Raw genomic sequence first — 22,701 nt, forward strand, 5'->3', positions numbered from 1 at the left:
TTGAGTTACCAGGCCTGTTGGTCGAAATGCGCTTCAGTTTAGTGGGAGTTCGATGTAGCTGCCTTTATTTGTACTCGGCGAGGGGCTCGTAACCGTTGGTTTAAGTGTTGGGCTAGGGGATACTTGTGGCACGGGACCAGGCACGGGCGTGGGGCTATCTGCTAGGTATTCTTCTGCAGGAGGATCGATGAGCTCGGTAAGTTCTTTAGCCCAATCAGGGGCGCTGTTGTGGCTGATGTTGCGTGAGAGGTGAGTGAGCATTCTGGAGGCAGCACCGTATTCATCTCCAGCTGTGTAAACGTCCATTTCCATCTTCCAGATGAGTTTGGGTTTTTCGATCTCGATAAACTTATTGTAAGCAGGCGGCTTGAGGTTCTTCTTCATACCAATAGTCTTGGACTTCGGCTTAGGTGCCCAGTGCTCAATACTTTGTTCTTGGTAGCTAATGCGTTCCTTCCAGGCAGAACGGAGAGTGGCGGCTTTTTGTGGGGTACGGAGGGGGGGAAGACTACTTGCTCGTAAACTTGTACAAGGTTCAGCGGGGAGGTTGGCCATTCGTTCACTTTGTAGCTGCCAAAGCCGTAGGCCTTGGCAAAGACTGAGCTGAGGACGTCTTTTCTGAGTATCGATTGGTAGCCTTCCAAGCTTTTAGTGTCGTCGAAGATATTGGAGATTGCGGTCCGAGCTTTGAGGGAGAGGGCAGCGTAGTCTTCTTCTTCGTTTCGCGATGCTTCGAGTGTGAGCACGAGCCAATTGAGTTGGTGGCGCAGAGCCAAACGGAATCCTGGGTCTGAAATTTTTTCTTTCTGAGCTTTTTTCCAAGCGCGGAAGTCGCTGGATTTTTTTCCCGAATCGAGGAAATCGACTTTTTCTACACAATTGAGATAGAGGTCGTATGCTGCCGAGTTGGAGCTAAGTGCACTTTTATAGGCTCTGTAGGCGGTCGCCTGGCGTGAGATTAGGTGGATTTACTCTTATTGATAAGAGCATCGAGTGCTTTACTGAGCTGTTCGCGTTGAGCTGAGGTTATTGTCTCCGCTTGAGCCGGTATGGCTAAGGAGACAAATGCAAGGGCCGTATAGACACTGCGGAATTTATTGGTCATAATATAATCAAGCGTTTAGATGTGATTCATTGTCAGCGAGGTGTGAGCGCCGAGCAATGATGTCACAGTATTCACAGTCGTGATTTTGATGCGAGGGAAAAATTAGCTCCCTGTCTAGTCTCAGATGAGTTGCTTGAGGTTGGCGCGAATGCGATACCCTTGGCGTTGGGGCCGGGTGCCGACTTTGGCCAGCCAATCAACAATGTACGCTTCTAGTCGCTTGCAAGAGTCATCCCAGATTTTAGTCTGTTTGAGAATGTGGATGCATTCTTCTACATGGGAAAAGTAGACATCGTCGGCTCCCGTCTCTTTTAGTAAGTGGAGTTCATCTTGAAGCTCTTTAAAAAAGGCGAGTTCATAGCCGTCACCAGCATCACGTGCGGCGCGCTCTAATGAAATAGTGATGGGTGGAGCTATTGGGATGAGTGCGTTGGCAATGGAGCCGTAGCCAATCTTGCTGAGCATATGGGCTAGTCGCTTGTAGAGGTCTTCGATCTTTAGTAGACGAAGCGAGCACTTGTGCTCGAGGTAATGGATGACCCCTTCATAAACATCTTCGGTGAAGGCAAATTCTTCTTGCTGAGCACGCACTGCAGCTTGCTCGATGGCCTTGCGGATCCATTGAGTGCTGTAGCCTGTGACTTGGTAGCGGCCTACTTGGAGGACTGGGAGATTACCGACGATGCAGATCATAGTTTTTTTGAGGTGGGGTTTTAGTCTTTAAAAAGGGGACGCTGGAGGGCGTTGCTGTGGGAGCGATTTTCGAGCTTCTGAATCTCACGGATGAACTCGCCAACGTCTTCGAATTGGCGGTATACCGAGACATAGCGCACGTAGGCTACGGGATCGATATCATGGAGTTTGTCCATGACCTTGACGCCAATGATTTTGGATGGGCATTCTGAGAGATGGTCTTTGTGGAGCTCGGCTAGAATTTCTTCCACCGCACGGTCAAGACGAGCCATCGAGACTGGGCGTTTCTCACATGCTTTGACGAGACCTCGGAGGAGTTTCTCGCGGTTTAGAGTTTGGCGGGTGCCATCGCGCTTGACCACGCGGAGCTCAGTGCGCTCGATTTGCTCGTAGGTCGTATAGCGGTAATTGCACTTGAGGCATTCGCGACGGCGACGCGTGGTCGTCCCGTCTTTCGACATCCGAGAGTCGATGACTTTATCTTCGAGAGATCCACATTGAATACAGCGCATAAATACAGGTGAGTTGCGGTCGGGTATGCGGAGGGAATTCTGCTAAGTCTATGCTAAAATTGACGAAAAAAGTCATGCTTTGATCATAGTTAATTGATCTAAACTAAAAGTTTTAAAATGATGGAGGAATGAACGAGTTGTTCACAAAAAAGAGCCTAAAATTGTAAAATGTTCGGTCTTGGCAAAAGTAGGTTGAGGTGCATAGTGCCGCAGAGATGAGCGAGCAGCCGACCAATTTACTTGAGAAATCTGAAGTAGTTTCCATGCGCCAGGATCTAATGGTGCTGACGAAGGTGCGTTTGAACGTGTTTGTTCTGATTACGACATTATTTGGCTTTATATTAGCATCGAAGTCGCAAGCGGGTGGGTTTGCATGGGGGATGATTGACTGGTGGCTTTTGTTGCACACCTTAGTAGGGACGGCCGCGGCCGCGTTTGGCTCTGCAGCATTCAACCAGTTGATGGAGATCGAACAGGATCGCACCATGGCCCGCACTAAGAATCGTCCACTGCCAGCCAATCGCATGAGTGTGACGTCCGCCTTTATCATTGGCTGGGGGCTTTCAGCTTTTGGAGTGATTCACCTGGGAAACATGGTGAATGCTGAGGCCGCCTACATAGCGGCAGCAACGATCGCGATTTACGTTTTTGCCTACACGCCGATGAAGCGTCAGCATTCTGCCAATACTTTAGTGGGAGCCATCCCAGGAGCGACTCCACCGATGATTGGTTGGGCTGCCGCTGGTGGGACATGGTATGCGATGGAGTCCTGGTATTTATTTGCTCTGCTCTTTTTGTGGCAACTCCCTCACTTCGTAGCGATCAACTGGTTTTGCCGTGAGCAATACGAGGAAGCTGGTTATAAGATGTGGTCGAATGGCGATGTGAGTGGCAAGAAGACCGCTCGATTGGCTCTGATTTACTCGGCAATGTTGGCAATGTTGGCTCCTTTAGCTAGTTTACCTGGAATCGGAATGGCTGGCTGGGCATTTGGCGTGGGCGGGTTTTTAGCGGGTGGCTATATGTGTAAGCTGTCGATTGATTTTGGCCGGATTGGCGACCGGAGGTCTTCGAGGCAGCTGTTCTTTTTCACCCTGCTTTATTTACCGTTTGCACTGGCTCTACTGACCTTCAGTTGGAATTGAGCTAACGAGTACTAACTTTATTTTATCATCATGAATGCATCTGAACTAGAACCTGCTGACCGCGATCCGAAGGTGATTCGCCGTACCGTGATCATCCTTTTCATCTTAATGTTCGTGGGAGGTACTGCGATCTGGTGGAAATACACTCAACAACAAGCGCGAGATCAAGAAGAGGTGGTTGAAGGCCGCTCGCCTCGTATCAGTCGACTCACTAAAAACTTTGCTGGCATCTGCCAAGACGGTGAGAGCCGTGGTTTAGACGACCTTGAGGGTAAAATTTGGGTGGTGGCACCTATCGTGCCGAATCATCCAGAGGAGAATCTAATTCAGTTGGCAAAAATGAAGGACCTAGCGGAGCGCTACAAAGGGCGAAAGGATTTCCACCTTGTTTGCCTTTCAGTTGCTGACCCGGAAAAGCACGGTTACGAAGAACTAGCTAAGATAGCCGAAGAGGTCGGCGCAGACATTAATCAATGGTGGTTCATGGCGGCGGGTGAAAAAAAGATGATCGGGTTCCTCAAAGACCACCTAAAGATGGCTCATATCAAGCAGCGTAGTGGTGCTGAGGCTGAGAAACTTGGTGAACTCGACATCGCGGCGCAGCTCCGGGTGGTGGACCAAAGCCGACGCGTGCGTGGGGAATACCAACATTTTGATTTCGATTTTGCGCACTTTAAAACAGAGGAGACAAAGAAAGCGCTGGAGAATGAGCCGGGGCTACTTGACCGGCTCAAGCCAGACGAACGAGAAGTGGCTGAGTTCTACCTAAACATGGATGCAGAGTGGACCAAGCGGATGTATAAAGTGATCGACTACACATTTACCGAGACTGAGCCCGATAGTGACCCAGACTACATCACCGGCATTGTTGTGGTGGTGGGAATCCTCGGTTTCATTATTTTCCAAGGTCTCCGTTTGCGTAAACGCGCAAAAGGGTAGAGGGTACTTCGGATCGTAAGAAAGAAATTATTTCAGCATGACGGATAAAACTAAAATTATCATGATATACGCGGGGGTGGCAGTGCTATCCGTTAGCCTACTCGTATTATTCAATTTCGTGGGCAAACAAAATAAGGTAGCGGCTGCTGTGAGCGATATAGAGAATCGGCAGAACCGAGAAGCGTTGATCGAGCTGGTAGTCTCTCCTCTTACTGTGCTGAATCATCAGATTTCTAAAGATCTCAAAGGGGTGAATCAGGATGGTGAGACAGTTAGCCTTTTTGATCTTAAAGGAAAAGCTGTGGTTTTTGCCCAGTTTTACTCCCGCTGTAATATGTGTCTTGGGCATAACAAAATCATTATGCAAGAGCTCCATGAGGAACTTAAAGATAACCCAGGTGTGCACTTCGTGACAGTCACACTAGACCCAGATTTTGATACCCCAGAGAAGCTGAAAGAGTCAGCCAAGGTGTGGAATGCTGAGAGTAAGTCTTGGTGGATGCTCAATGTGCCAAAGGATGAACTTACCAAGTTTTGCCGCGAGCAACTATGGTACATCGATTACAAGGACAATGCTAAGAAGACTAGCGCTTCGGATGCCATCACCCACGACATGGGGATTGCTGTGATTGATGCTGACTCAAAATTACAGGCAAAGGTGAATCTGTTTGAGCTACTAGCTAATGATCAAAAAGATCTTTATGAGGTGAAAAAGAGTCAGTTGCTAGAAGTGATTGAGCTTTCCTTGAAGAATGCTAACAAGAACTAACATCTGATGTCATCATATAAAGAATATCTCAAGCGTGAGCCTAAGCTAGCGCTCTCAAAGACACTCAAGATTACAGCGTGGGTTTTGACTGCTGTGGTGTTAGGTCTGGTCGGGTTGATGCAGAATCCAAGAGGGCCGAAACTTCCTTTACCGGAGGGTTTTAGTTTCTCTTTTCTCCCTCCAGTCCATGCCGCGTTGAATAGCATTGTGGCAATAGCTTTGGTGGTGGCTGTGATGGCTATTAACAACAAGAATGTGAAGCTACACACGAGATCTATCAGTGTGGCGATGATTAGTTCGGTGCTCTTTTTGCTCTGCTATGTGGCTTATCACTTTACCACCGATGCGGTTCGTTACGGTGGTGAGGGAGTCATGCGTGGGGTGTATTTCTTTTTCCTTATCAGCCACATCGTACTAGCGGCGGTGAGTCTGCCATTCATCCTATTTACCTGGATCAACGGATTTACCAACCAGTTTGCCAAGCACAAGAAGCTAGCCCGTTGGGTGTTTCCGATGTGGCTTTATGTGGCTGTTACTGGACCGATCTGCTATTTTCTACTCAAGCCCTACTATTGATTCGTTAGAACTTAAAATAAAAAACGCATGAAAGTGATCCGATACCAAGACGCTGAGTATGCTGAGTTTGTTCAGCAACTAGACCGCCAGGCCATTCCCAGTACAGACCTCTACGAAACTGTGGCTGCCATTGTCGATGCGGTAAAGCAGGGCGGAAATAAGGCGGTGTATGAGTACACCGAGAAGTTCGATAAATTGGCACTGACGGATGAGACTCTTTTCGTGAGTGACGCTGAGCTAGCTGAGGCTCAAGAGCTAGTCGTAGATTCTGTAAAAGAGGCCATTGCGGCATCTAAGAAGAACGTCCACGCCTTTGCGCACAGGAGCATGCGGCAAGACTGGAACTACACTAATACAGAAGGGGCAGAAGTCGGCGAGCGATTTGTCCCTTATGATCGTGTTGGAGTCTACGTGCCAGGAGGTAAAGCTCCGCTAGTTTCTACGGCATTGATGACTGCCGCTATTGGCCAAGCCGTCGGAGTGACGAACATTATAGCAGCCACTCCTGCTGGGGCGAATGGTAAGGTGAACCCATCTTTGCTCTACGCTCTTAAAGAATCTGGAGCGACTCAAATCATCAAGGTTGGTGGCGCTCAGGCGATCGCCGCCATGGCTCTGGGTACCGAGACGGTCGAGCCCGTCGAGAAAATTTTTGGACCAGGAAATAGCTTCGTGGTAGAAGCCAAGCGCCAATTGGTAGGGGCGGTTTCTATCGATCTTTTACCTGGACCGAGTGAGGTGCTCATTATTGCTGATGACTCCGCAAATCCTGCTTTTGTAGCAGCAGATTTGTTAGCTCAGGCTGAACACGGCGGTGATAGTGTGGTAGGATTTGCGACTACTTCCATGGAGTTATTAGCCAAGGTCGAGATCGAGATCGAAAGACAAATCAAGACACTCTCCCGTTCTGCATACATCCGCAAAGTACTCGACGTTGGAACATTTGCTTTGGTGGTAGAAAATTTGGAGGAAGCGATTCGTATTTGTAATGTCTTCGCACCTGAGCACCTTTCGCTCATCGCGGATGATGAAGATCACTGGCTTGATAAGGTGAAGACTGCTGGAGCTATCTATGTGGGAAACTTTGCGGCAGTAGCTGTAGGAGACTTCCTCGCTGGGCCTAGTCACACACTTCCCACTGGTGGCTCCGGGAAATCATTTTCTGGAATCCGTGCAGACCAGTTCCAGCGTCGCACAAGCATTGTGCGCATGGATCAGGCGAGCGTGCAGAAATCAGAAAAGTATGTTGCTGAGTTTGCCCGAGTAGAGGGGCTTGATGCTCACGGAGCCTCAGTGAGCATCCGAGCGAATGCGGAGTGATGCAGATCCTATAACTGGTCGGTATTTCGGAGCGCCGTGAGTTTTAAAATTCAGCGTGATTTGTGGAGAGTTCTGTTTTTAGTGTTCCGAACCAGCAAGATGTGGAATTTCATTTCATACAGAATGATCAGAATTTTTACAGGATTCACAAAATCGACCTCAATTTTTGAATCTCATAATGCTGTGAATTCTGTAATTCTGTGAATTCTGTATAAATCCACAGGCTTTTCCCTGGTAAACCGCCGGCTAGCAACCTCACGAAATTTCCCTATAGTTCAGACTTCACAACCAAGCTCTGACAGAGTAAGTAGAGTCCATCATGGATTTTAAGAACGTCACAGCCCACGCAAAAGCCAATGTTTACTTCGACGGCAAAGTTGTCTCTCACGGAATTACTCTAGAAGACGGAACCACTAAAAGCTTTGGTGTCATATTCCCCGGTAGCTACCATTTCGGTACAGAAGCCGCTGAGCGCATGGATGTCATCGATGGCGACTGTAAGGTGACTCTCGATGGATCTGAAGATGCTACCGCATATTCAGCAGGCCAGCACTTCAATGTTGCGGCTAATGCGGGATTCACCATCGAGGTGGCAGAAGGACAAGCGCAATACATTTGTTCCTACATTCAGGGTTAGTAGGCTGATTTTATACTAAACGGTCATAAAAATCTCTATAAGATTAATCTATTTACCTGTAGTTATGCTAGCATTCACTTTGATAGTGGGTACATAGTTAATATATCTATTACCTAAAGTTACCGTGTCATAGGGGCTAATTTTGAGCATATTTATATTGTAAACCCCAGAGCCTGCGACTTCGATCACATTTTGAATTTTTGTTTTGATGTCGAAATCATTACTGAAAGGGATCTCTAGACGGTTAGTGACAATAGAAACTCTAGCTGAGCTATCTAGTTGCCCACCTGTAATTTCAAATACGATCTCAGCTGAAGGGTATAAGTCGACAATTGAAACTGAAAATTCAGGTAGGGTACGATAGACATCCTCTACTGGAAAGTTGAAGCTTCCATTGCCTATTGGCCAGACTTGGATAGTGGTTGCGCTAAGCTCAGTTTTTAGGTCGACAGTGTCATCCGGCTTTATATATGTGATGTGTGTCTCTTCGCCACGAACTCGGGTCAGATCTGTGATTTGAGTAGAGACAGTTATGGCTACGGATTTATCTAGTGTGTCGGTGCCTTCATGGGCGTAATCGCTGTTGATGATTAGTGTAGGAGCCACACCAGCATTACTATTTACTTGATCTGCAGAATAAGGATAGATAGAGCGTTCTAAATAGATGCTAGACTCTGCATCACTCACACCCTCTCCAGGTGGAATCATTCCTGATGCTGTAATAGAAAGAGTATAACCTTGCCCTATTTGCGTACGATGAATTGGTCGGTCAGCAGTATTGTATTCGTCCTCAGGAGGACCAACAGCTTTGATGAACGCATCAGTGTCAAATGAGGCCACTGATGTCTTAGCGAGATCATGTTTAAATCCCTTATCGTCTCCTTCTGTTATACGAGTAGCTATCAGTCGAAACTCAGCTCGGCCCATTATTGCCTTTGATGCGAGCCCAGTGCCTTTGTCATCCACTTCCATGGGAACGTGAACATGGGGTTCGAGACCTTCTTCATAGTTAATCTGCACGATTTCTTTTTTGTAATCACCTGCAGCAGCGAAAAGTAACGATGGTACAATGCTGAAGGATAAAATTAGGATATTTGCTTTCATTTGTATATAGTGGGTTTATCTGTTTTTTTTTCGTCTTTGTATGCTTTCTTGGCAACCGTCACTGGAGTTTTTCTGTAGGTTGCAACTACTATTTTGTTGAGCCTTTTGTATGAATCTATTAATTCTTTAGAAAGTTTATCACGTCCATATGATTGATCATGCGTGACTGGTAATTCATGAAGAATGCGTCGATTTTGTTCTAAAAACTTCTTCCAGCTAGCATATTTGCCTGTCGGCTTTTCAGAGATATGTTTTTTGAGCCCGTCCGGAACGTAGATAATAGAGTTTTTTGGAACATCGACCCACATGCCTCTCGAAGTCAAATTAATGAAAAGCTTATTGAAAGCTTCATTATCGAGGCTTTTATAAGTAGATTTATTTGTCTGAAGTTTTGTTTCCTTTTTTTTGTCTTCAGCTACTTTTTTTGACAAGCTCTCGTGGGTGGGACGAGGTGGGTATTTCGTGATTTGTGCCGTTAGGCTACAGGCCACGAAAAAAACTGAAGTAAAGGTAAGTTTAAAGCCTATTTGCATATAATTGCTATTGTTTACTCTTCTACAGGAATAAAACGGAAAAGAGCAATGCTGTCGTTCGAGTCGTAACCACTTTGGTTTCTATTGGCCCAAGAGTGAGTTAGCTCTGCGGCTATCATGATGTCATGTTCCCCGATATTTAAAACTCCATTTACTAAATAAGGAGCAATATAATCTTCGAGTGAAGCGTCTCCGCCCCAGCCTTCTTTGGATGAGGGAGTTTCTCCTCGGTACATAGTAAGTACTCTTTGGTCACCCATGTAAACCCAATTACCAGAGCTTGTTCTAGCAGCAAAGTTTAGATTCGTTCCAACAGGAGCGACATGGTCATGAACCGATACGTTAGGATTAAGTGGGGTATCTTGAGCGTAGACACGTCTACCGCTACTGTCTCTGCCTAAATAGACATATTGATACCCGCTACCATACCCGCTATATAAACTTTGCCAGCCTGCGCCAATATCGACATAGGTGTATGTCTTGGTCCTGTGGTTACTGACAGCCGTACCAATCATAAACGCATGCACCTCGGTCTGCATCTTTATTTCGAGATCTGGCGTTACTATCTCTGTGAGGTCGATCGGAAAGTCTATGTCCCAGGAAAGATCGGCGCTTTCTCCTGCTCGGACTTTATCGCGATCTACGCTGATTGTACCGGTTGGTATTTGGTTTTCTTCTGCTAAACAGCAGGAGAAGCTCGCAGCTAAAAGAGACGCTGCTGAAGTGAGTGTAATATATTTCATCTTTATCTATGGGTTTGTTTTAGAATTGGGGAATCTGTATGGGACAGTATGGGCTTAAATTAGACTCTCTGTAAAACTTTCTTTTACTTGGCGCTGACCGATTTCCCTAGAGCTAGGCTGGTCAAGCATTGTTTTTGTAGGGTTTGCGGCCAGCCCTAGCGGTATATTTTTTTTGAACATTCTTGCTATTTTGTGACAATATATTCGCTTAGTTATATTAAATTGTGAATTAGCGAACTCCCAGTAAATTATTTATTAATGGGCTACAATACCCAAAACAAGAAAACTAGAGAGTTAAACTCACTGATTTACAATGATCTGTGGGGATTTTATTAGAACTCACCTAGGGCATCTCTCCAGATCTCACGGGTGTCTTCGAGGAGTTTTTCGTGGTCACGGTCAGAGATTTCACCACTCGCTTTAGCTTTGTCTTCCTTCGACTCGAGTGAGTCGAGTTTGCGGCGGAGCGTTTTGAGATCACCCGAGCTAAGGCGATCGGAGTCTTCACCGAAGCGAATGACTTCTTCCATGTGGAACTGTAGACGGTTGACTTTCGGTGTGATAATACCGGCTGGAGCACGATCGGTCATTTTAGCCCGGATCGATTTTTTAATCTCACTGAGTTCTGCCGATGTTTTTGTGGCATCGGCGGCAGCTGCAGCAGCGAGGTGCTTTTCACCCACAGTGATGAGTAAGTCTACTGCGTCGCGGGCGTCTTCTTCGCTAATGCGGTCCTCTGTGACGGCACTTTGAATAGAGTGGTAGACTTGGCTGTGCTCTGATCTTAGCTTAGTTTCTAATTTTGTATAATACGCGCCACCTCCAGAAGTGAGGCGTTTGTGTTCGTTGAATTTGTGCAGCGAGCACACCAAATTCTGAAGCATCTCCTACGATAGCTCTAGCGTCATGGTTTTTGTGGTGCTTGCGTCCAGCTTTACCTCTAGCTTGGGCTGAGGCTGTGGCGGCGATGAGGCAGAGTGCGAGGAGGGATGTTAGCGTATATTTCATGTTTGTAGTTTTTGGGTTCTGAGGCATGAAACAATGCTTTTAACTCAGAGTTGCAGAATAGGCGCATTTATTTTTAAATACCAAGAGCTCTTGCCTATGAATCTGAGTTGTGATTTAGATGATGTCATGGCTAAGCAAGTAACTCCCGAGCATTACCAGCTAAAGATTGTACTTTATCAGATTGAACCCGTGATCTGGCGTGAAGTTTCCGTGCCATCTTCAGCGACGTTTCTAGAGTTACATCAAGTGCTCCAAGCGGCGATGGGCTGGGAGGATAAGCACTTGCACGAGTTTCGCCATGGCAAAGGGAAACGTCTCACTAGCGTGATTGCCTCAGTAGATGAGGATATTGTGAAGGGTGATGACTTCCGTGAAGAAAGTGGAGTCACACTCAAAGAGATGCTAGGGCGTAAGAGATTTCCTACTAGAATGCTCTATCGCTATGACTTTAGAGAAGACTGGATTCACGAGGTAGCATTCTTACGCAAAGTGGAGTGTGATGAAGCTAAGGCCAAAGTGCTGGGTGGTGAGCGCAATTGCCCGCCTGAAGATGCTGGTGGTGCACATGGCTACCTAGCTTGTATTGGAGGTGATCTCGACTGGATGGATGATAGCTATGACCCGGCAAGATTCGATGCCAAGCTCGCTCAGAAACGCGTGGCGAAGGTGAAGTGTGGTTAGTAGGTGACTAGCAGGGCTCCCGCATTAGGTAGACTATCTGGGTTGATGCTTGGGCACTCGCCAGGACTAACAAAATTTTCAGAATTAACCAATGAAGGTTAATGCCCCGGCTATCTCTGTCAGAGAGAGTGAAAGGTTTCGCACTTTTCCCAGCTATGCCATTTGAGGAATTCTGCTCAATTTTGTTAATTCTGTATGAAGATTGCTAGGCGAAGTGATCTTTCAGGAGTGTATTGAGTGCTCGACGAAATGGGCTAGGTAAAGGAAGCGCATCGAGCGATGTGAGGGGCTGCCAGGCTTCATCTTCTAAGAGCTCAATTTTTTCAGGAGCTTGGTAAACGTAGAGTGTCACTTTGTGGTGGGTGATCGCGTAGTTTCGCTGGAGTAAAAGCGGCTGATTCTCTAGCTCATGGGCCTGGCGCTCGGGGAGCTTCCACATGCCAGATCGGCGGGCGCTATCACTCGCTTTGTGGAGGAGTATGGTCTGATTTTTTTGATCAATTGCCAACATGCATAGCTCATCTAAGAGCACGGTTTTCTTGCGAGCCTTCTTTAGGGGTAAACTGGTGGGGTCAGAAGTCTGGCAGCAAGTTTTGACTGGGCAAATGCCACACTGAGGCGATTTATTAGTACAGATTTGCTGACCGAGCTCCATCAGTGCAGAGTTGTAGAGCCTAGGTTGACTGGGAGATACGAGCTCTCCCGCCCACTGCCAGAGTTGTTTTGTGCCAGCGGTGCTATCCACTCTTTCTTGGTAATCGAAGAGTCTAGAGAAAATACGCGCGACATTTGCATCTACCAGTGGCTGAGATTGGTTGTAGGCAAATGATGCCACCGCCCCTGCCGTGTATTGGCCGATTCCGGGGAGGTCTAGTATCTCTGAGTGCTGTGTGGGGAAAACGCCCTCGTGGTTTTCGCAGATAGCCCTGGCTGCTTTCTGTAAATTTCTCACACGTCGGTAATATCCGAGGCCTTCCCAAGCGCTGAGGATTTCTTGCTCGGGGGCATTGGAGATGGACGCGGGTGTTGGGTAGCGTTCTAGAAAGCGTGTGTAGAATCCCTTGCCTAGTACTGTAGCTACCTGAGTTTGTTGGAGCATCACTTCGGAAACCAATATGTGCCATGGGTCAGTGGTCTGCCTCCACGGGTAGTCCTTGCCTACTTCTTTGAACCAATCAATGAGGGATGACTGGAATGCTTGAGCTTGTTGGGTGGCGAGCATTTTATGCAGATGTTGGTATCGAGCTGATGGTGGTGGTCAAGCAATGCTCAGCAGCTGGAGCGAGAATGTACACATCTTCAAGAGCGTTGGCTGCCTCTACGCAAACGAAGTTATGGAATTCATCGTCACCAAGGTCGGCTAATTTCTGAGACTTTTCTGTCCAAGGGTTCCAGATTACAGTCGACAGGCTGCCAGATTTTTCAATGAGGATAGTCCGCTGGAACCCTGGATCGTGGATTTCTACTGGCTGATCACTCTTTAAATAGACACTATCGACTTCTGAGTCGAAGCGGATAGGCCCAACTTGGATCTTTTCTTCCCCAACTACGGTGTCGAGGTAGGTTGTCTTTTCGAGACCTGTGAGCGTGATTTGCTGAATGTCGCTAATGTAAAAATAGCTGTGTAGGGCTCCACCAATTGTGACTGGAGTGCTTCCATTGTTGGTCGTTTTTAGCTCTAGGCTAAGCGACTTCCCAACTTTGATCGTGAGGGTGAGAGTCGTGTCAAATTTCCAGATGTCGACGGACTGCGTGTCGAGTTGCAGAATAATCTCTGTAAATTCCTCAGTGCTCCGACTTTCAACGAGTTGCCAAAATCGATTTCGGGCAAACCCGTGTGAGGGCATTGTGCTGTCACTAGGATGCGCGTTAAACCACGGCCAGCAAACAGGAATCCCTCCGCGGACGGCTTTGCCTTCGGTAAAGAGTGCGTCATGGCTAGTGAAAATAACTGGTTCTTGATCGCGGGGGATGAAGTCGATCAGGTGAGCTCCGTGTAGGGCGATAGTGGCTGATGCGTGATCGTTGCTAATGCGAATCGTCGGGTATCCTGGTGCAAAGTCTTCGTACCAAAGTTCAAAGGGGATGAGGTGCTTTTTAGAGAGCGTCGGAGCCATAGGGGTAGGCTGTATTGGTTCTCTCTCTAGTCAACAGAGAAGCGTGACTTTTGTTCTAACAATCTGTTGCGGGCGAATCTCTAGAACTTCGGAGTTGCTCCCAGATTTGGCTATGAGATAGTGCGGGCGATGGAGGTACATGAACTCATAGATGCCTGTGATGTTGAGCTACAGGCAATGGGCGCTGAGCGTGAATTACTTTGCGAAGTCGAGGGCTTTCCAGTGTATGCCTACTCTCTCATGCGAGAGGAAAGTGAACGCACTGTCTATTTGTCCTCGGGGATACATGGTGATGAGCCGGCAGGTCCGTTGGCATTGTTAGAATTACTGAAGGAAAGAGTGATGGCTCAGTCGTGTTCATGGTATGTGTGTCCAGTTTTGAATCCAACAGGACTGCAGGCTGGTTCGCGTGAGAATTACCAAGGCCTAGATCTCAATAGAGACTATCTGAACCGGAGGTCCCCAGAAGTAGCTGCGCATGCCCAGTGGCTGGAGGGCAAGAAGTGTGACTTTGCGATCTCATTACATGAAGATTGGGAGAGCTCGGGCTTTTATTTTTATGAAATAAATCAAATAGAAGATCGACCACAACGCTACTTACGCATGGTAAAAGCTCTTGCCCCAACTATGGTGATGGAGCCAGAGAGTATGATCGATGATCATGAAGTGAGGGAGGCTGGTTGGATTTACCATGGCTGTGAGCCAGATGAGCCGAAACATTGGCCTGAAGCTATTTTCTTAGCCGCCAAAGGCTGTCCTTTGTCCTTTACCTTTGAGACCCCGAGTAGTCTTGAGTTACAGTTGCGCGTAAAGGCGCATAAAGCGGCTGTTTGTGCTGCACTTAGAATCTGCATCTAATATAGCCATTAATAATTAGAAGAATTTACTTAACTTTTAGGAAAATCACCCGCATAATACAGCGTGAGTGGCACTTAACTATTTAAGTGTAGATCTAAGTTATGGGAGCAGCAGTTGAAAAAGAATGGTTTTATCTTAGTTTGGGACGCCGGCATGGGCCAGTGACTCATGAGGATTTTTGTGATAAGATCGCAAAGCAAGAGGTCTATATTGAATCGACTCAGGTGTGGAAGCAAGGGATGCAGCAATGGGTGAATCTAACCGATGCCAAGCCCTTTGAGGCGACGATTAAGAAGATCAAATCCGTAGCTTCTCAAGCCGATGGTAGAGTACAGAATGCAGCTGGCACAAATGATGTCGATGAAGAAATTGCTTGCCGAGGCGCTTCGCGCGCTTTGTTTAACCTGTACTTTTATTTTGGGTGGCTCATCCCGATGTCACTAGGAATAGTAATCCTAGTAGAGCTGCAGGTGCAGCAATACCTCACTCCCACCAGAGCTAGTTCTAGCCTGTTTTTTCAGAGTGTTCCGCTGATTTTGTTAGCGATTACAACATGGAAAATAGCCGCGACTAGGATGCAGCATGCTGGTTATTCTAAGGTGCACGGACTCGGAGTATTTGTTCCAATATACAACCTATGGGTGTACTTTATCTGTTTGTTAGCGCCAAGAAATTACAAACGACATAAAAAGCTAGGGGCAGGTGTCCTCTTTTACATACTGCTATTTGGCATAGGTATTGCAGGGAGTGTTTTGTTTTTAGTGCCTAAAATAGGAGCTAAGAATTTATCGGCTCTGGTGATAACTGAGAGCATGACCGACTACTATAAAGGGAAAACCAGTTTCACCTCCCGTCTCAATACCAACGCGAGTGAAGCTGCTAGTTCAAAAGCTCGTCAAGAGCAGATGAAGAAGCAGAGAGAAATAGAGCGCGAGCAGTCGAAGGGGAGTATGCGGAAACTACCGTAGCCTACATCTCGCCCGGCTCCAGAAGGCGATTGTATCTCTCGATGCTTTTCGCTTTTCCTGTCTCTGGATCTATTTCGGCAATGACACCACAAAGTCTCACTGGGCCTTTCGCTACAGGGAAACGAGTCGGTAGTGATGACTTGAAACGGTAGATAATACTTTCGACGTTGCGTCCTAAAATGGAGGTTTCAGGGCCACACATTCCAGCATCTGTAATATGTGCAGTTCCATTGGGCAGGATGCGTTCGTCGGCAGTTTGGACATGTGTGTGGGTTCCGACGATGACCGATGCCTTACCATCGAGGTGGTAGCCCATCGCTATTTTCTCGCTGGTTGTTTCGGCGTGGAAATCGAGGAAGATCATTTTTGTGCCGTCTTTGATGAGGGCGTTGACCGTGTCTTCGAGGATGAGGAAGGGGTTTTCTAATGCCTGGCCCATGAAAGTACGGCCTTGTGCGTTGAGCACCGCTAACTTTCCTGCGGGGGTGTCGATGCTGATGAGTCCGCTTCCTGGCACACCTTCAGGGTAGTTGATCGGGCGCAAAATGCGTTTCTCATTACTGAGATGGTCGGCTAAGTCGCGCTGGTCCCAGACATGGTCACCAGTGGTGATGACATCCGCTCCAGCTTTGAAAAGGTCGTTAGCGATAGAGGGGGTGATGCCTCGGCCGCCAGCTGAGTTCTCACCATTGACGATGGTGAAATCTATGGAATGTTCCTTCTGGATGGTGGAAAGAAATTTGATCACCGACTTCCTGCCGGGTTCTCCGACGATATCTCCTAAAAAAAGAATGCGCATTGCGTAACTTGGTCTTCGTTTCACTCGTACTCAGATGTACTATCAGCCGTAGAGTCGGACGAGCAAACCACACCGACACCAGCGATACCAGCCCTATCACCGTTATGCCCCGTAAAAACTTAGCTTTGGAAATTTCACTAGTCGTCTGCGCCTTGCTTGGTGCCTTTATTGTGCAAGCGGTGGTTTCACAAACGAAGCCGCCTAAGATGCCTAAATTTGAAAGGTCTAATTATTCGGAGGAAATTGTAGGAATAGTAAAAGGGGAAACTGTGGCTATTAGCGAGAGCGAACAGCCCAGCAACGCCATTCCAGTCAAATATGATAAGCATCAGTCAGCTCTAGGCCATGCTCCGCAGTGGGATTTATTGGATGCTTATCAGTACACGGTGTCTCGCGCTGAGTTTATACATTTGATGAGTAATGTGTATTCTGTGGGTCCCTATTGGAAGGATTGGTTCACGCTGGAGGCGGAGCACGTCTTGATCAAAACCCACGGCAATGACTTATCGAAAACCTATAAATTAGCTTTCCAAAATGAGGTGGTTGAGGCGAAGCCTAAAAAGTTCTGGCGCACTAGAGTGGAGCTGGGAGAAAGTTCTGAGTCAGCACCCTTGTTAGGTCTACGAATAGCAATCGACCCTGGACACATTGGTGGCGATTACGCCGAAATCGAGCACAGGAGATTCATTTTGAAGGACGGAGTTCCGCCGATTCAAGAGGGAAATATGACACTCACTGTCGCAGAGTTGCTGATGAATCAATTAGAGTCATTAGGGGCGACTGTGCACCTTGTCCGGGATAAGAATAGCCCCGTCAATCCGTTCCGACCAGAGAACTACTATGCTTATGCTGAGTCCAAGCTGATTTTGAATAAGTCTGCTGTGACTGAGCAAAGTGTGAAGCGTGAGGCCGATAAGCTTTTCTATAGAAATGGTGAAATTCGTGCGCGAGCTGAACTTGTCAATCAAGAGCTAAAACCTGACATCGTTCTTTGTTTACATTTCAATGCGGATGCTGAGCCCGATCCTGAAGATCCCAGCTTATATGAAAAAGAGCACTTCCACATGATCCTCAATGGCGCCTACACTCAGAGCGAGTTGGCACATGACGATGAGCGCTTCCAATGCGTTCTTAAGATTCTACAAGGAAACCATGCTGAGGAAGCTAAGCTCACCGCCGCTGCGGCCGCGAGCTTTCATGCTGAATCGGGTTTGCCGCCCTACCAATATACGTCGAACTCGAGCCGGGCCGTGAACGTAGATGGAAACCCTTTTTTATGGGCACGAAACTTGATAGCTAACAGATTGTACGATTGTCCAGTACTGTATTTTGAACCCTACCTGATGAATGGTAAAGATTCCTACAAGCGGATGCAGGTCGGAGATTACTCTGGATTGGGCTTTGTGAACGGGAAGCTGCGACCATCAATTTACCGTGAATACGTCAATGCTGTGACAAAAGGCCTGGTTAATTATTACACCGCTGAAATAGTCGTTGAGAAGCCTCCTGAGACACTGAGTAAAGATCCTCAAGTGATCGATCCACTCGTGAAAGTTGCCGCTGAAGCGGATCCGAAAGAATTGCAAAGTCAGCCCGAAGACGCAGCTTCGGAGTCAGCGGAGTCAGCGGAGTTCGATCAGTCTAACAGTGAAGTAGAGACCGAATGAAACATCTATTAGTCGCCGGAAATGGCTTTGTCGGAAAAGTTACTCAGAAGTTATTCACAAAGAATGGCTGGAAGGTAACAACAATGAGTAGAAATGGTGCTGGAGACCAGCATGCTGACCTTACTTCTTTAAAGTCGTTAGATCACCTTTCTAAATCAATTAGTTATCCTAGTCATATTGTGCATTGTGCCAGTGCTGGCGGAGGCGGAATCGAGTCTTATGCTGCAGTATATCGGGATGGAGCGAGGAATTTAGCGGAGATATTCCCAGATTCACACATGTTATTCACATCAAGTACCTCGGTTTACCCGCAGGTGAGTGGCGAGCTGGTGACAGAGAAGTCTCCGACAGATCTTGAGCGTGAGACGGGTCAATTATTACTGGAAGCTGAGCAAGTCATTTTGAAGGCAAAGGGGACCGTGGCGCGTCTAGCTGGAGTGTATGGCAATGGTCGTTCGTATCTGTTGCGTCGCTTTTTGGCAGGTGAAGCTGCGATGGAGGAAGATGGCAGCCGGCTGCTTAATCACACCCACCATGAAGATGCGGCACGGGCGATTTTATTTCTTTGTGAAATGGGGGAGAGAGCGCGTGGTGAGATCTATAATGTGTGTGATTCTCACCCCATGAGCCAACTTGAGACGTATCAGGCACTGGCCTCAATCTTCAGCAAAGACCTACCTCCGAGTGTTCCACGCAATCTTCAAAGCAAGCGTGGTTGGTCTGACAAGGCAGTTTCTAACGCTAAAATCAGAGCGCTAGGTTGGGAGCCAGCTTACCCATCGCTCATCGCGGCAGCGGAAGAAGTTGCCGCTAGCCTTAAGTGATCGATATTTCACTGGCATGAATCGTGTCCATGGGCATGATAACGCACATGATTTCAGAGATTTTTCACGCTGAGGATTGGCAGGAAGTAGCAGGCTTTACATTTGAAGACATCACTTACCACGAAGCTGTTGTCGGTGGGACCGTGCGGATTGCATTCAATCGCCCAGAGTGCCGCAATGCTTTCCGCCCGAAAACTGTGGATGAACTCTATCAGGCGTTAGAGCATGCACGAGTAAATGACGCGATCGGTGTGGTGATACTCACTGGAAATGGCCCGAGCGCTAAAGATGGCGGCTGGGCATTTTGTTCAGGTGGTGACCAACGTGTCCGCGGCAAGGACGGCTATAAGTACGACGGCACTGAAGATGCGACAGGGAAGAATCTCGGGCGTCTGCACATTCTAGAAGTCCAGCGGCTCATCCGGTTTATGCCCAAGGTCGTGATGGCTGTGGTGCCCGGTTACGCAGTAGGCGGTGGGCATTCGCTCCACGTTATCTGCGATCTAACACTCGCTTCGGAAGAGCACGCGGTCTTCCAACAAAAAGATGCAGATGTCGCCAGCTTTGACGCAGGTTACGGATCGGCTTATCTAGCCAAGCAAGTCGGTCAGAAGCGAGCGCGTGAAATCTTTTTCCTAGGTCTTCGCTACACCGCGCAAGACGCCTACGAAATGGGGATGGTCAACAAAGTAGTGCCGCACGCCGAGCTCGAAAAGAAAGCGCTCGAGTGGGCCTGCATCATCAATGATAAATCGCCAACTGCTCAGAAGATGCTGAAATACGCCTTCAACATGACCGACGACGGAATGGTGGGCCAACAAATCTTTGCCGGCGAAGCTACCCGCCTAGCCTACGGCACCGATGAAGCAGCAGAAGGCCGCGAAGCCTTTGTTGAAAAACGCCAAGCCGATTTCTCCAAGTTCTCTAGGCAGTATTAGAGAGGAAACAAAAAGCCACTTGGATTACTCCAGCGCGGCTTTTGGTTGTTCGTAGAAGAGCCATCTGGGCTCTTTATTTTTTAAGTGTCGTAGTCCTTGGTGATTCATTAAAGAGGCTGGAAGCCTCTTCTACGGCTAGTTGGCTACGATGTTGACGAGGCGGCCTGGGACGACGATGACCTTGCGGATTGTGAGACCGTCGGTGTGGGACTGGACGCTGGCGTCGGCTTTAGCGAGGGCTTCGACTTCTTCCTTGGATGCGTCTTTGTTCACTAGCAATTTAGCGCGGACTTTGCCATTCACCTGTACCACGATCTGGATCTCAGATTCTATGAGGAATTCCTCAATGAATTTTGGCCAGAATTGCTCGGAAAGGAGGGTGTCGTTGCCGAGTTGTTTGTTGATCTCTTCGGTGATGTGTGGGGCAAATGGGTTGAGCACTTTGAGGAAATCAACGAGCAAGCTCACAGGGATTTTGTCAGCCTTGGTGAAGGCGTTGGTGCAGATCATCATTTGCGAGATAGCAGTGTTGAAGGACATAGAGTCGATGTCTTCGCCGACCTTCTTGATTGTTTCGTGAACCACCTTGAGGAGAGCTTTGTCCGTAGGCTCTTCGGTGACGACTTTTTCGGAGAGAGTCCACTGACCAGCTTGGTTCTGGGTGAACACTGCGCGCCAGACTTTTCCGAGGAAACGAGAAACGCCTTCGACGCCTTTCATCTGCCACGGTTTCACCTGTGTGAGTGGGCCCATGAACATCTCGTAGAGACGGAGTGAATCCGCACCGTAGAGTTCTACTACTTCGTCAGGGTTGACGACGTTGCCGATAGACTTTGACATCTTCTGACCGTCTTCACCTAGGATGAGACCTTGGTTGACGAGCTTTTTGAAGGGCTCCTTTGTGGTGAGATGGCCGAGGTCGTGGAGGACTTTGTGCCAGAAGCGAGCGTAGAGGAGGTGGAGCACTGCGTGCTCGGTGCCGCCGACGTAGAGGTCGACTGCTGCGTCTTCGCCACCCCAGTAGTTTTCAGCTTCTTTGGAGATGAAGCGCTCGGAGTTGTTAGGGTCGCAGTAGCGGAGGTAGTACCAGCATGAGCCAGCCCACTGAGGCATGGTGTTAGTCTCGCGCTCGGCGGTCTCTGAGTACTGGATCCAGTCGGTTGCTTTGACCAACGGGCCACGTGGGTCGCCGGTTGGCTTGAAGTCTTCCATTTCTGGCTGGAGAAGCGGGAGTTCGCTTTCGTCGAGCACTCTGTGCTGGCCGTTTTCCCAAAGAACTGGGAAGGGCTCGCCCCAATAGCGCTGACGGCTGAAGAGCCAGTCGCGAAGCTTGAAGTTGGTTTTGAAGGTGCCTTTCTTGTTGTCGAGAAGCCACTTGATGGTCGCCTTCTTTGCATCCTTGGTTTTCATCCCGTCGAGGAACCCTGAATTGACTGCGATGCCGTTGCCGTCTAATGAGTTACTTTCAAGTCCTCCGTCTTTGTGTAAAATTAGATAGTCTCCACGGAAAGCGTTAGCTCCCATGATTTTGAGAGCTTCATCTGTAGAAATTGAACTAGGAATAACAACCTGTTTGATGGGGATGTCATACTTAGTGGCGAATTCATAGTCGCGCTCGTCGTGTGCAGGAACCGCCATGATAGCGCCCGTGCCGTAGCCCATCATCACGTAGTCAGCGATCCATACTGGAACTTGCTCACCATTGACCGGGTTAGTTGCGTAAGCGCCGGTGAAGATGCCGGACTTGTCTTTGTTGAGGTCGCCTCGCTCGAGGTCTGACTTGTTAGCGCACGCTTTGATATAAGCCTCGACAGCGTCCTTCTGCTCAGCAGAAGTAATGCTGGAAACAAGTGCGTGCTCAGGTGCGAGCACCATGTAGGTGGCTCCGAAAAGTGTGTCAGGACGTGTGGTGAAGACAGTCACTTCGTTGCCATCGATGTCGAAAGTCACTTCAGCACCAGTCGACTTGCCGATCCAGTTGGTCTGGAGGCTTTGATTGAGTCTGGCCAATCGAGGGGGTCGAGTTCGTCGATGAGACGCTGCGAGTACTTGGTGATACGGAGCATCCATTGCTTGAGATTGCGGCGCTCGACGGTGTGGCCTTTCGCCTTCCACTCGTCGATTTCTTCGTTAGCTAACACAGTGCCGAGGTCAGGTGACCAGTTCACGGGAGCTTCGGAGATGAAGGCGAGGCGCTCTTCGTCGATCTCTTCACGTGAAAGCCCTTTGGCTTCGAGCTCAGAGATTGGCTTGGCCTTCTTTTCCTCTTCACAGAAATAAGAATTGTAGAGCTGGATGAAGAGCCACTGAGTCCACTTCACGTAGCCTGGGTCGGTGGTGTTGATTTCACGATCCCAGTCGTAGCCAAATCCGAGTGATTTGAGCTGCTTGCGGAAGTTGTTGATATTCTGCTCGGTGGTGATGCGCGGGTGCTGGCCAGTTTTGATGGCGTATTGCTCAGCAGGTAAGCCGAATGCGTCCCAGCCCATTGGGTGGAGGACGTTGTGACCATTCATCCGCTTGTAGCGGCCGATGATGTCAGTCGCGGTGTAACCTTCTGGGTGGCCAACGTGGAGGCCAGAACCGGATGGGTAAGGGAACATATCGAGGACGAAGTACTTTGGCTTCGTAGCATCGAAGTCAGCATCACCTGGGTTCGGGGTGCGGAAGGTCTTGTTCTCGTCCCAGTAGGATTGCCACTGTGGCTCGAAGACGTCGAATGGGAATGGTCTGTGTTGGTCGGACATGGTGTCAGTGAAAAGTGG

Annotated in this window: 24 protein-coding genes and 1 pseudogene; 12 read left to right on the forward strand and 13 right to left on the reverse strand. The window is 48.3% G+C overall.

Annotated elements, in window-relative coordinates; genetic code table 11:
- Nucleotides 1–33: 33 nt before the first annotated feature.
- The 5 genes from BSZ32_RS10260 to nrdR form a co-directional block, all read right to left on the reverse strand.
- Entirely contained in the window at nucleotides 34–384 is a 351-nt protein-coding gene (locus tag BSZ32_RS10260; protein ID WP_105043323.1) for a hypothetical protein, read from the reverse strand.
- The gene (locus tag BSZ32_RS10265) at nucleotides 381–746 is read right to left on the reverse strand and encodes a hypothetical protein (RefSeq protein WP_129589711.1); all 366 of its coding nucleotides are present in this window, start codon (nucleotides 744–746) and stop codon (nucleotides 381–383) included. Before BSZ32_RS10265 ends, BSZ32_RS10260 begins: the two co-directional genes overlap by 4 nt.
- A 212-nt stretch (nucleotides 747–958) precedes the next feature.
- Nucleotides 959–1,105 (reverse strand): hypothetical protein, encoded by a 147-nt coding sequence (locus BSZ32_RS18860; protein ID WP_165788775.1) that lies wholly within the window; start codon nucleotides 1,103–1,105, stop codon nucleotides 959–961.
- Nucleotides 1,106–1,225: 120 nt separating this feature from the next.
- Nucleotides 1,226–1,798 carry a hypothetical protein gene (locus BSZ32_RS10270; protein ID WP_105043325.1) on the reverse strand — a complete coding sequence of 191 codons (573 nt, stop codon included), beginning with the start codon at nucleotides 1,796–1,798 and terminating at the stop codon, nucleotides 1,226–1,228.
- 20 nt (nucleotides 1,799–1,818) lie between these two features.
- Nucleotides 1,819–2,310: a transcriptional regulator NrdR gene (gene nrdR / locus BSZ32_RS10275; protein ID WP_105043326.1), complete on the reverse strand. Its 492-nt coding sequence runs from the start codon at nucleotides 2,308–2,310 to the stop codon at nucleotides 1,819–1,821.
- A 215-nt stretch (nucleotides 2,311–2,525) separates the two neighbouring features.
- Here nrdR and cyoE point away from each other — a divergent pair, with 215 nt between their 5' ends.
- The 6 genes from cyoE to ppnP all read left to right on the forward strand — a co-directional run bounded on the left by cyoE (nucleotide 2,526) and on the right by ppnP (nucleotide 7,696).
- Nucleotides 2,526–3,455 carry a heme o synthase gene (gene cyoE / locus BSZ32_RS10280; protein WP_105043327.1) on the forward strand — a complete coding sequence of 310 codons (930 nt, stop codon included), beginning with the start codon at nucleotides 2,526–2,528 and terminating at the stop codon, nucleotides 3,453–3,455.
- Nucleotides 3,456–3,485: 30 nt separating this feature from the next.
- Nucleotides 3,486–4,394: an SCO family protein gene (locus tag BSZ32_RS10285; RefSeq protein WP_105043328.1), complete on the forward strand. Its 909-nt coding sequence runs from the start codon at nucleotides 3,486–3,488 to the stop codon at nucleotides 4,392–4,394.
- 37 nt (nucleotides 4,395–4,431) lie between these two features.
- Complete coding sequence (locus tag BSZ32_RS10290; protein ID WP_105043329.1) at nucleotides 4,432–5,163, forward strand: SCO family protein; 732 nt, start codon at nucleotides 4,432–4,434, stop codon at nucleotides 5,161–5,163.
- Nucleotides 5,164–5,169: 6 nt separating this feature from the next.
- Entirely contained in the window at nucleotides 5,170–5,739 is a 570-nt protein-coding gene (locus BSZ32_RS10295) for a DUF420 domain-containing protein (RefSeq protein WP_105043330.1), read from the forward strand.
- Nucleotides 5,740–5,766: 27 nt separating this feature from the next.
- Nucleotides 5,767–7,059, forward strand: coding sequence for a histidinol dehydrogenase (gene hisD / locus BSZ32_RS10300; RefSeq protein WP_105043331.1), 1,293 nt, complete (start codon nucleotides 5,767–5,769; stop codon nucleotides 7,057–7,059).
- Between the two features lie 319 nt (nucleotides 7,060–7,378).
- A complete protein-coding gene (gene ppnP / locus BSZ32_RS10305) occupies nucleotides 7,379–7,696 on the forward strand; it encodes a pyrimidine/purine nucleoside phosphorylase (protein WP_105043332.1) in 318 nt (105 codons plus the stop codon).
- A gap of 48 nt (nucleotides 7,697–7,744) precedes the next feature.
- Here the strand turns inward: ppnP and BSZ32_RS10310 are convergent, their stop codons facing one another.
- The 4 genes from BSZ32_RS10310 to BSZ32_RS10325 all read right to left on the reverse strand — a co-directional run bounded on the left by BSZ32_RS10310 (nucleotide 7,745) and on the right by BSZ32_RS10325 (nucleotide 10,960).
- Nucleotides 7,745–8,800 (reverse strand): hypothetical protein, encoded by a 1,056-nt coding sequence (locus BSZ32_RS10310; RefSeq protein ID WP_105043333.1) that lies wholly within the window; start codon nucleotides 8,798–8,800, stop codon nucleotides 7,745–7,747.
- Nucleotides 8,797–9,231, reverse strand: coding sequence for a hypothetical protein (locus tag BSZ32_RS10315; protein ID WP_129589712.1), 435 nt, complete (start codon nucleotides 9,229–9,231; stop codon nucleotides 8,797–8,799). Before BSZ32_RS10315 ends, BSZ32_RS10310 begins: the two co-directional genes overlap by 4 nt.
- A gap of 116 nt (nucleotides 9,232–9,347) precedes the next feature.
- The gene (locus BSZ32_RS10320) at nucleotides 9,348–10,076 is read right to left on the reverse strand and encodes a hypothetical protein (protein WP_105043335.1); all 729 of its coding nucleotides are present in this window, start codon (nucleotides 10,074–10,076) and stop codon (nucleotides 9,348–9,350) included.
- A 332-nt stretch (nucleotides 10,077–10,408) separates the two neighbouring features.
- Nucleotides 10,409–10,960 (reverse strand): hypothetical protein, encoded by a 552-nt coding sequence (locus BSZ32_RS10325; protein WP_105043336.1) that lies wholly within the window; start codon nucleotides 10,958–10,960, stop codon nucleotides 10,409–10,411.
- A gap of 250 nt (nucleotides 10,961–11,210) precedes the next feature.
- Between BSZ32_RS10325 and BSZ32_RS10330 the strand changes: the two genes are divergently transcribed.
- Complete coding sequence (locus BSZ32_RS10330) at nucleotides 11,211–11,765, forward strand: plasmid pRiA4b ORF-3 family protein (protein ID WP_165788776.1); 555 nt, start codon at nucleotides 11,211–11,213, stop codon at nucleotides 11,763–11,765.
- Nucleotides 11,766–11,970: 205 nt separating this feature from the next.
- On the opposite strand, the gene BSZ32_RS10335 is transcribed toward BSZ32_RS10330, so the two are convergent.
- Both BSZ32_RS10335 and BSZ32_RS10340 read right to left on the reverse strand, forming a co-directional pair.
- A complete protein-coding gene (locus BSZ32_RS10335; RefSeq protein WP_105043338.1) occupies nucleotides 11,971–12,987 on the reverse strand; it encodes an A/G-specific adenine glycosylase in 1,017 nt (338 codons plus the stop codon).
- A 1-nt stretch (nucleotide 12,988) separates the two neighbouring features.
- The gene (locus BSZ32_RS10340; RefSeq protein ID WP_105043339.1) at nucleotides 12,989–13,882 is read right to left on the reverse strand and encodes a D-hexose-6-phosphate mutarotase; all 894 of its coding nucleotides are present in this window, start codon (nucleotides 13,880–13,882) and stop codon (nucleotides 12,989–12,991) included.
- Nucleotides 13,883–14,011: 129 nt separating this feature from the next.
- Between BSZ32_RS10340 and BSZ32_RS10345 the strand changes: the two genes are divergently transcribed.
- Together BSZ32_RS10345 and BSZ32_RS10350 are read left to right on the forward strand one after the other, a co-directional pair.
- On the forward strand, nucleotides 14,012–14,740 hold the full coding sequence (locus BSZ32_RS10345) for a M14 family metallopeptidase (RefSeq protein ID WP_105043340.1): 729 nt from the start codon (nucleotides 14,012–14,014) through the stop codon (nucleotides 14,738–14,740).
- Nucleotides 14,741–14,841: 101 nt separating this feature from the next.
- Nucleotides 14,842–15,708, forward strand: coding sequence for a DUF4339 domain-containing protein (locus tag BSZ32_RS10350; protein ID WP_105043341.1), 867 nt, complete (start codon nucleotides 14,842–14,844; stop codon nucleotides 15,706–15,708).
- Between the two features lies 1 nt (nucleotide 15,709).
- Here the strand turns inward: BSZ32_RS10350 and BSZ32_RS10355 are convergent, their stop codons facing one another.
- Complete coding sequence (locus BSZ32_RS10355; protein WP_105043342.1) at nucleotides 15,710–16,507, reverse strand: TIGR00282 family metallophosphoesterase; 798 nt, start codon at nucleotides 16,505–16,507, stop codon at nucleotides 15,710–15,712.
- A gap of 104 nt (nucleotides 16,508–16,611) precedes the next feature.
- Here BSZ32_RS10355 and BSZ32_RS10360 point away from each other — a divergent pair, with 104 nt between their 5' ends.
- Genes BSZ32_RS10360 through BSZ32_RS10370 form a run of 3 tightly spaced genes read left to right on the forward strand, consistent with a single transcriptional unit; the run spans nucleotide 16,612 to nucleotide 19,936 of the window.
- A complete protein-coding gene (locus tag BSZ32_RS10360; RefSeq protein ID WP_129589713.1) occupies nucleotides 16,612–18,174 on the forward strand; it encodes an N-acetylmuramoyl-L-alanine amidase in 1,563 nt (520 codons plus the stop codon).
- On the forward strand, nucleotides 18,171–18,998 hold the full coding sequence (locus BSZ32_RS10365; RefSeq protein WP_105043344.1) for an NAD-dependent epimerase/dehydratase family protein: 828 nt from the start codon (nucleotides 18,171–18,173) through the stop codon (nucleotides 18,996–18,998). The genes BSZ32_RS10360 and BSZ32_RS10365 overlap by 4 nt, the downstream gene beginning before the upstream one ends.
- Before the next feature lie 47 nt (nucleotides 18,999–19,045).
- Nucleotides 19,046–19,936, forward strand: coding sequence for a 1,4-dihydroxy-2-naphthoyl-CoA synthase (locus BSZ32_RS10370; protein WP_206018812.1), 891 nt, complete (start codon nucleotides 19,046–19,048; stop codon nucleotides 19,934–19,936).
- A gap of 135 nt (nucleotides 19,937–20,071) precedes the next feature.
- On the opposite strand, the pseudogene leuS reads toward BSZ32_RS10370, so the two are convergent.
- A pseudogene (leuS, locus tag BSZ32_RS10375) lies at nucleotides 20,072–22,683 on the reverse strand (leucine--tRNA ligase).
- Nucleotides 22,684–22,701 lie beyond the last annotated feature (18 nt).

This window comes from Rubritalea profundi (assembly GCF_002954445.1).
GTDB classification, from domain to species: Bacteria; Verrucomicrobiota; Verrucomicrobiia; order Verrucomicrobiales; family Akkermansiaceae; genus Rubritalea; species Rubritalea profundi.

Coding starts and splice junctions, on each gene's coding strand:
- BSZ32_RS18860 (WP_165788775.1), bottom strand. CDS start 1,105: ATGACCAATAAATTCCGCAGTGTCTATACGGCCCTTGCATTTGTCTCC.
- BSZ32_RS10340 (WP_105043339.1), bottom strand. CDS start 13,882: ATGGCTCCGACGCTCTCTAAAAAGCACCTCATCCCCTTTGAACTTTGG.
- BSZ32_RS10310 (WP_105043333.1), bottom strand. CDS start 8,800: ATGAAAGCAAATATCCTAATTTTATCCTTCAGCATTGTACCATCGTTA.
- BSZ32_RS10370 (WP_206018812.1), top strand. CDS start 19,046: ATGATTTCAGAGATTTTTCACGCTGAGGATTGGCAGGAAGTAGCAGGC.
- hisD (WP_105043331.1), top strand. CDS start 5,767: ATGAAAGTGATCCGATACCAAGACGCTGAGTATGCTGAGTTTGTTCAG.
- BSZ32_RS10365 (WP_105043344.1), top strand. CDS start 18,171: ATGAAACATCTATTAGTCGCCGGAAATGGCTTTGTCGGAAAAGTTACT.
- BSZ32_RS10290 (WP_105043329.1), top strand. CDS start 4,432: ATGACGGATAAAACTAAAATTATCATGATATACGCGGGGGTGGCAGTG.
- BSZ32_RS10330 (WP_165788776.1), top strand. CDS start 11,211: ATGGCTAAGCAAGTAACTCCCGAGCATTACCAGCTAAAGATTGTACTT.
- ppnP (WP_105043332.1), top strand. CDS start 7,379: ATGGATTTTAAGAACGTCACAGCCCACGCAAAAGCCAATGTTTACTTC.
- BSZ32_RS10260 (WP_105043323.1), bottom strand. CDS start 384: ATGAAGAAGAACCTCAAGCCGCCTGCTTACAATAAGTTTATCGAGATC.
- cyoE (WP_105043327.1), top strand. CDS start 2,526: ATGAGCGAGCAGCCGACCAATTTACTTGAGAAATCTGAAGTAGTTTCC.
- BSZ32_RS10335 (WP_105043338.1), bottom strand. CDS start 12,987: ATGCTCGCCACCCAACAAGCTCAAGCATTCCAGTCATCCCTCATTGAT.
- BSZ32_RS10320 (WP_105043335.1), bottom strand. CDS start 10,076: ATGAAATATATTACACTCACTTCAGCAGCGTCTCTTTTAGCTGCGAGC.
- BSZ32_RS10360 (WP_129589713.1), top strand. CDS start 16,612: ATGCCCCGTAAAAACTTAGCTTTGGAAATTTCACTAGTCGTCTGCGCC.
- BSZ32_RS10350 (WP_105043341.1), top strand. CDS start 14,842: ATGGGAGCAGCAGTTGAAAAAGAATGGTTTTATCTTAGTTTGGGACGC.
- BSZ32_RS10355 (WP_105043342.1), bottom strand. CDS start 16,507: ATGCGCATTCTTTTTTTAGGAGATATCGTCGGAGAACCCGGCAGGAAG.
- BSZ32_RS10270 (WP_105043325.1), bottom strand. CDS start 1,798: ATGATCTGCATCGTCGGTAATCTCCCAGTCCTCCAAGTAGGCCGCTAC.
- BSZ32_RS10295 (WP_105043330.1), top strand. CDS start 5,170: ATGTCATCATATAAAGAATATCTCAAGCGTGAGCCTAAGCTAGCGCTC.
- BSZ32_RS10345 (WP_105043340.1), top strand. CDS start 14,012: ATGGAGGTACATGAACTCATAGATGCCTGTGATGTTGAGCTACAGGCA.
- nrdR (WP_105043326.1), bottom strand. CDS start 2,310: ATGCGCTGTATTCAATGTGGATCTCTCGAAGATAAAGTCATCGACTCT.
- BSZ32_RS10325 (WP_105043336.1), bottom strand. CDS start 10,960: ATGCTTCAGAATTTGGTGTGCTCGCTGCACAAATTCAACGAACACAAA.
- BSZ32_RS10285 (WP_105043328.1), top strand. CDS start 3,486: ATGAATGCATCTGAACTAGAACCTGCTGACCGCGATCCGAAGGTGATT.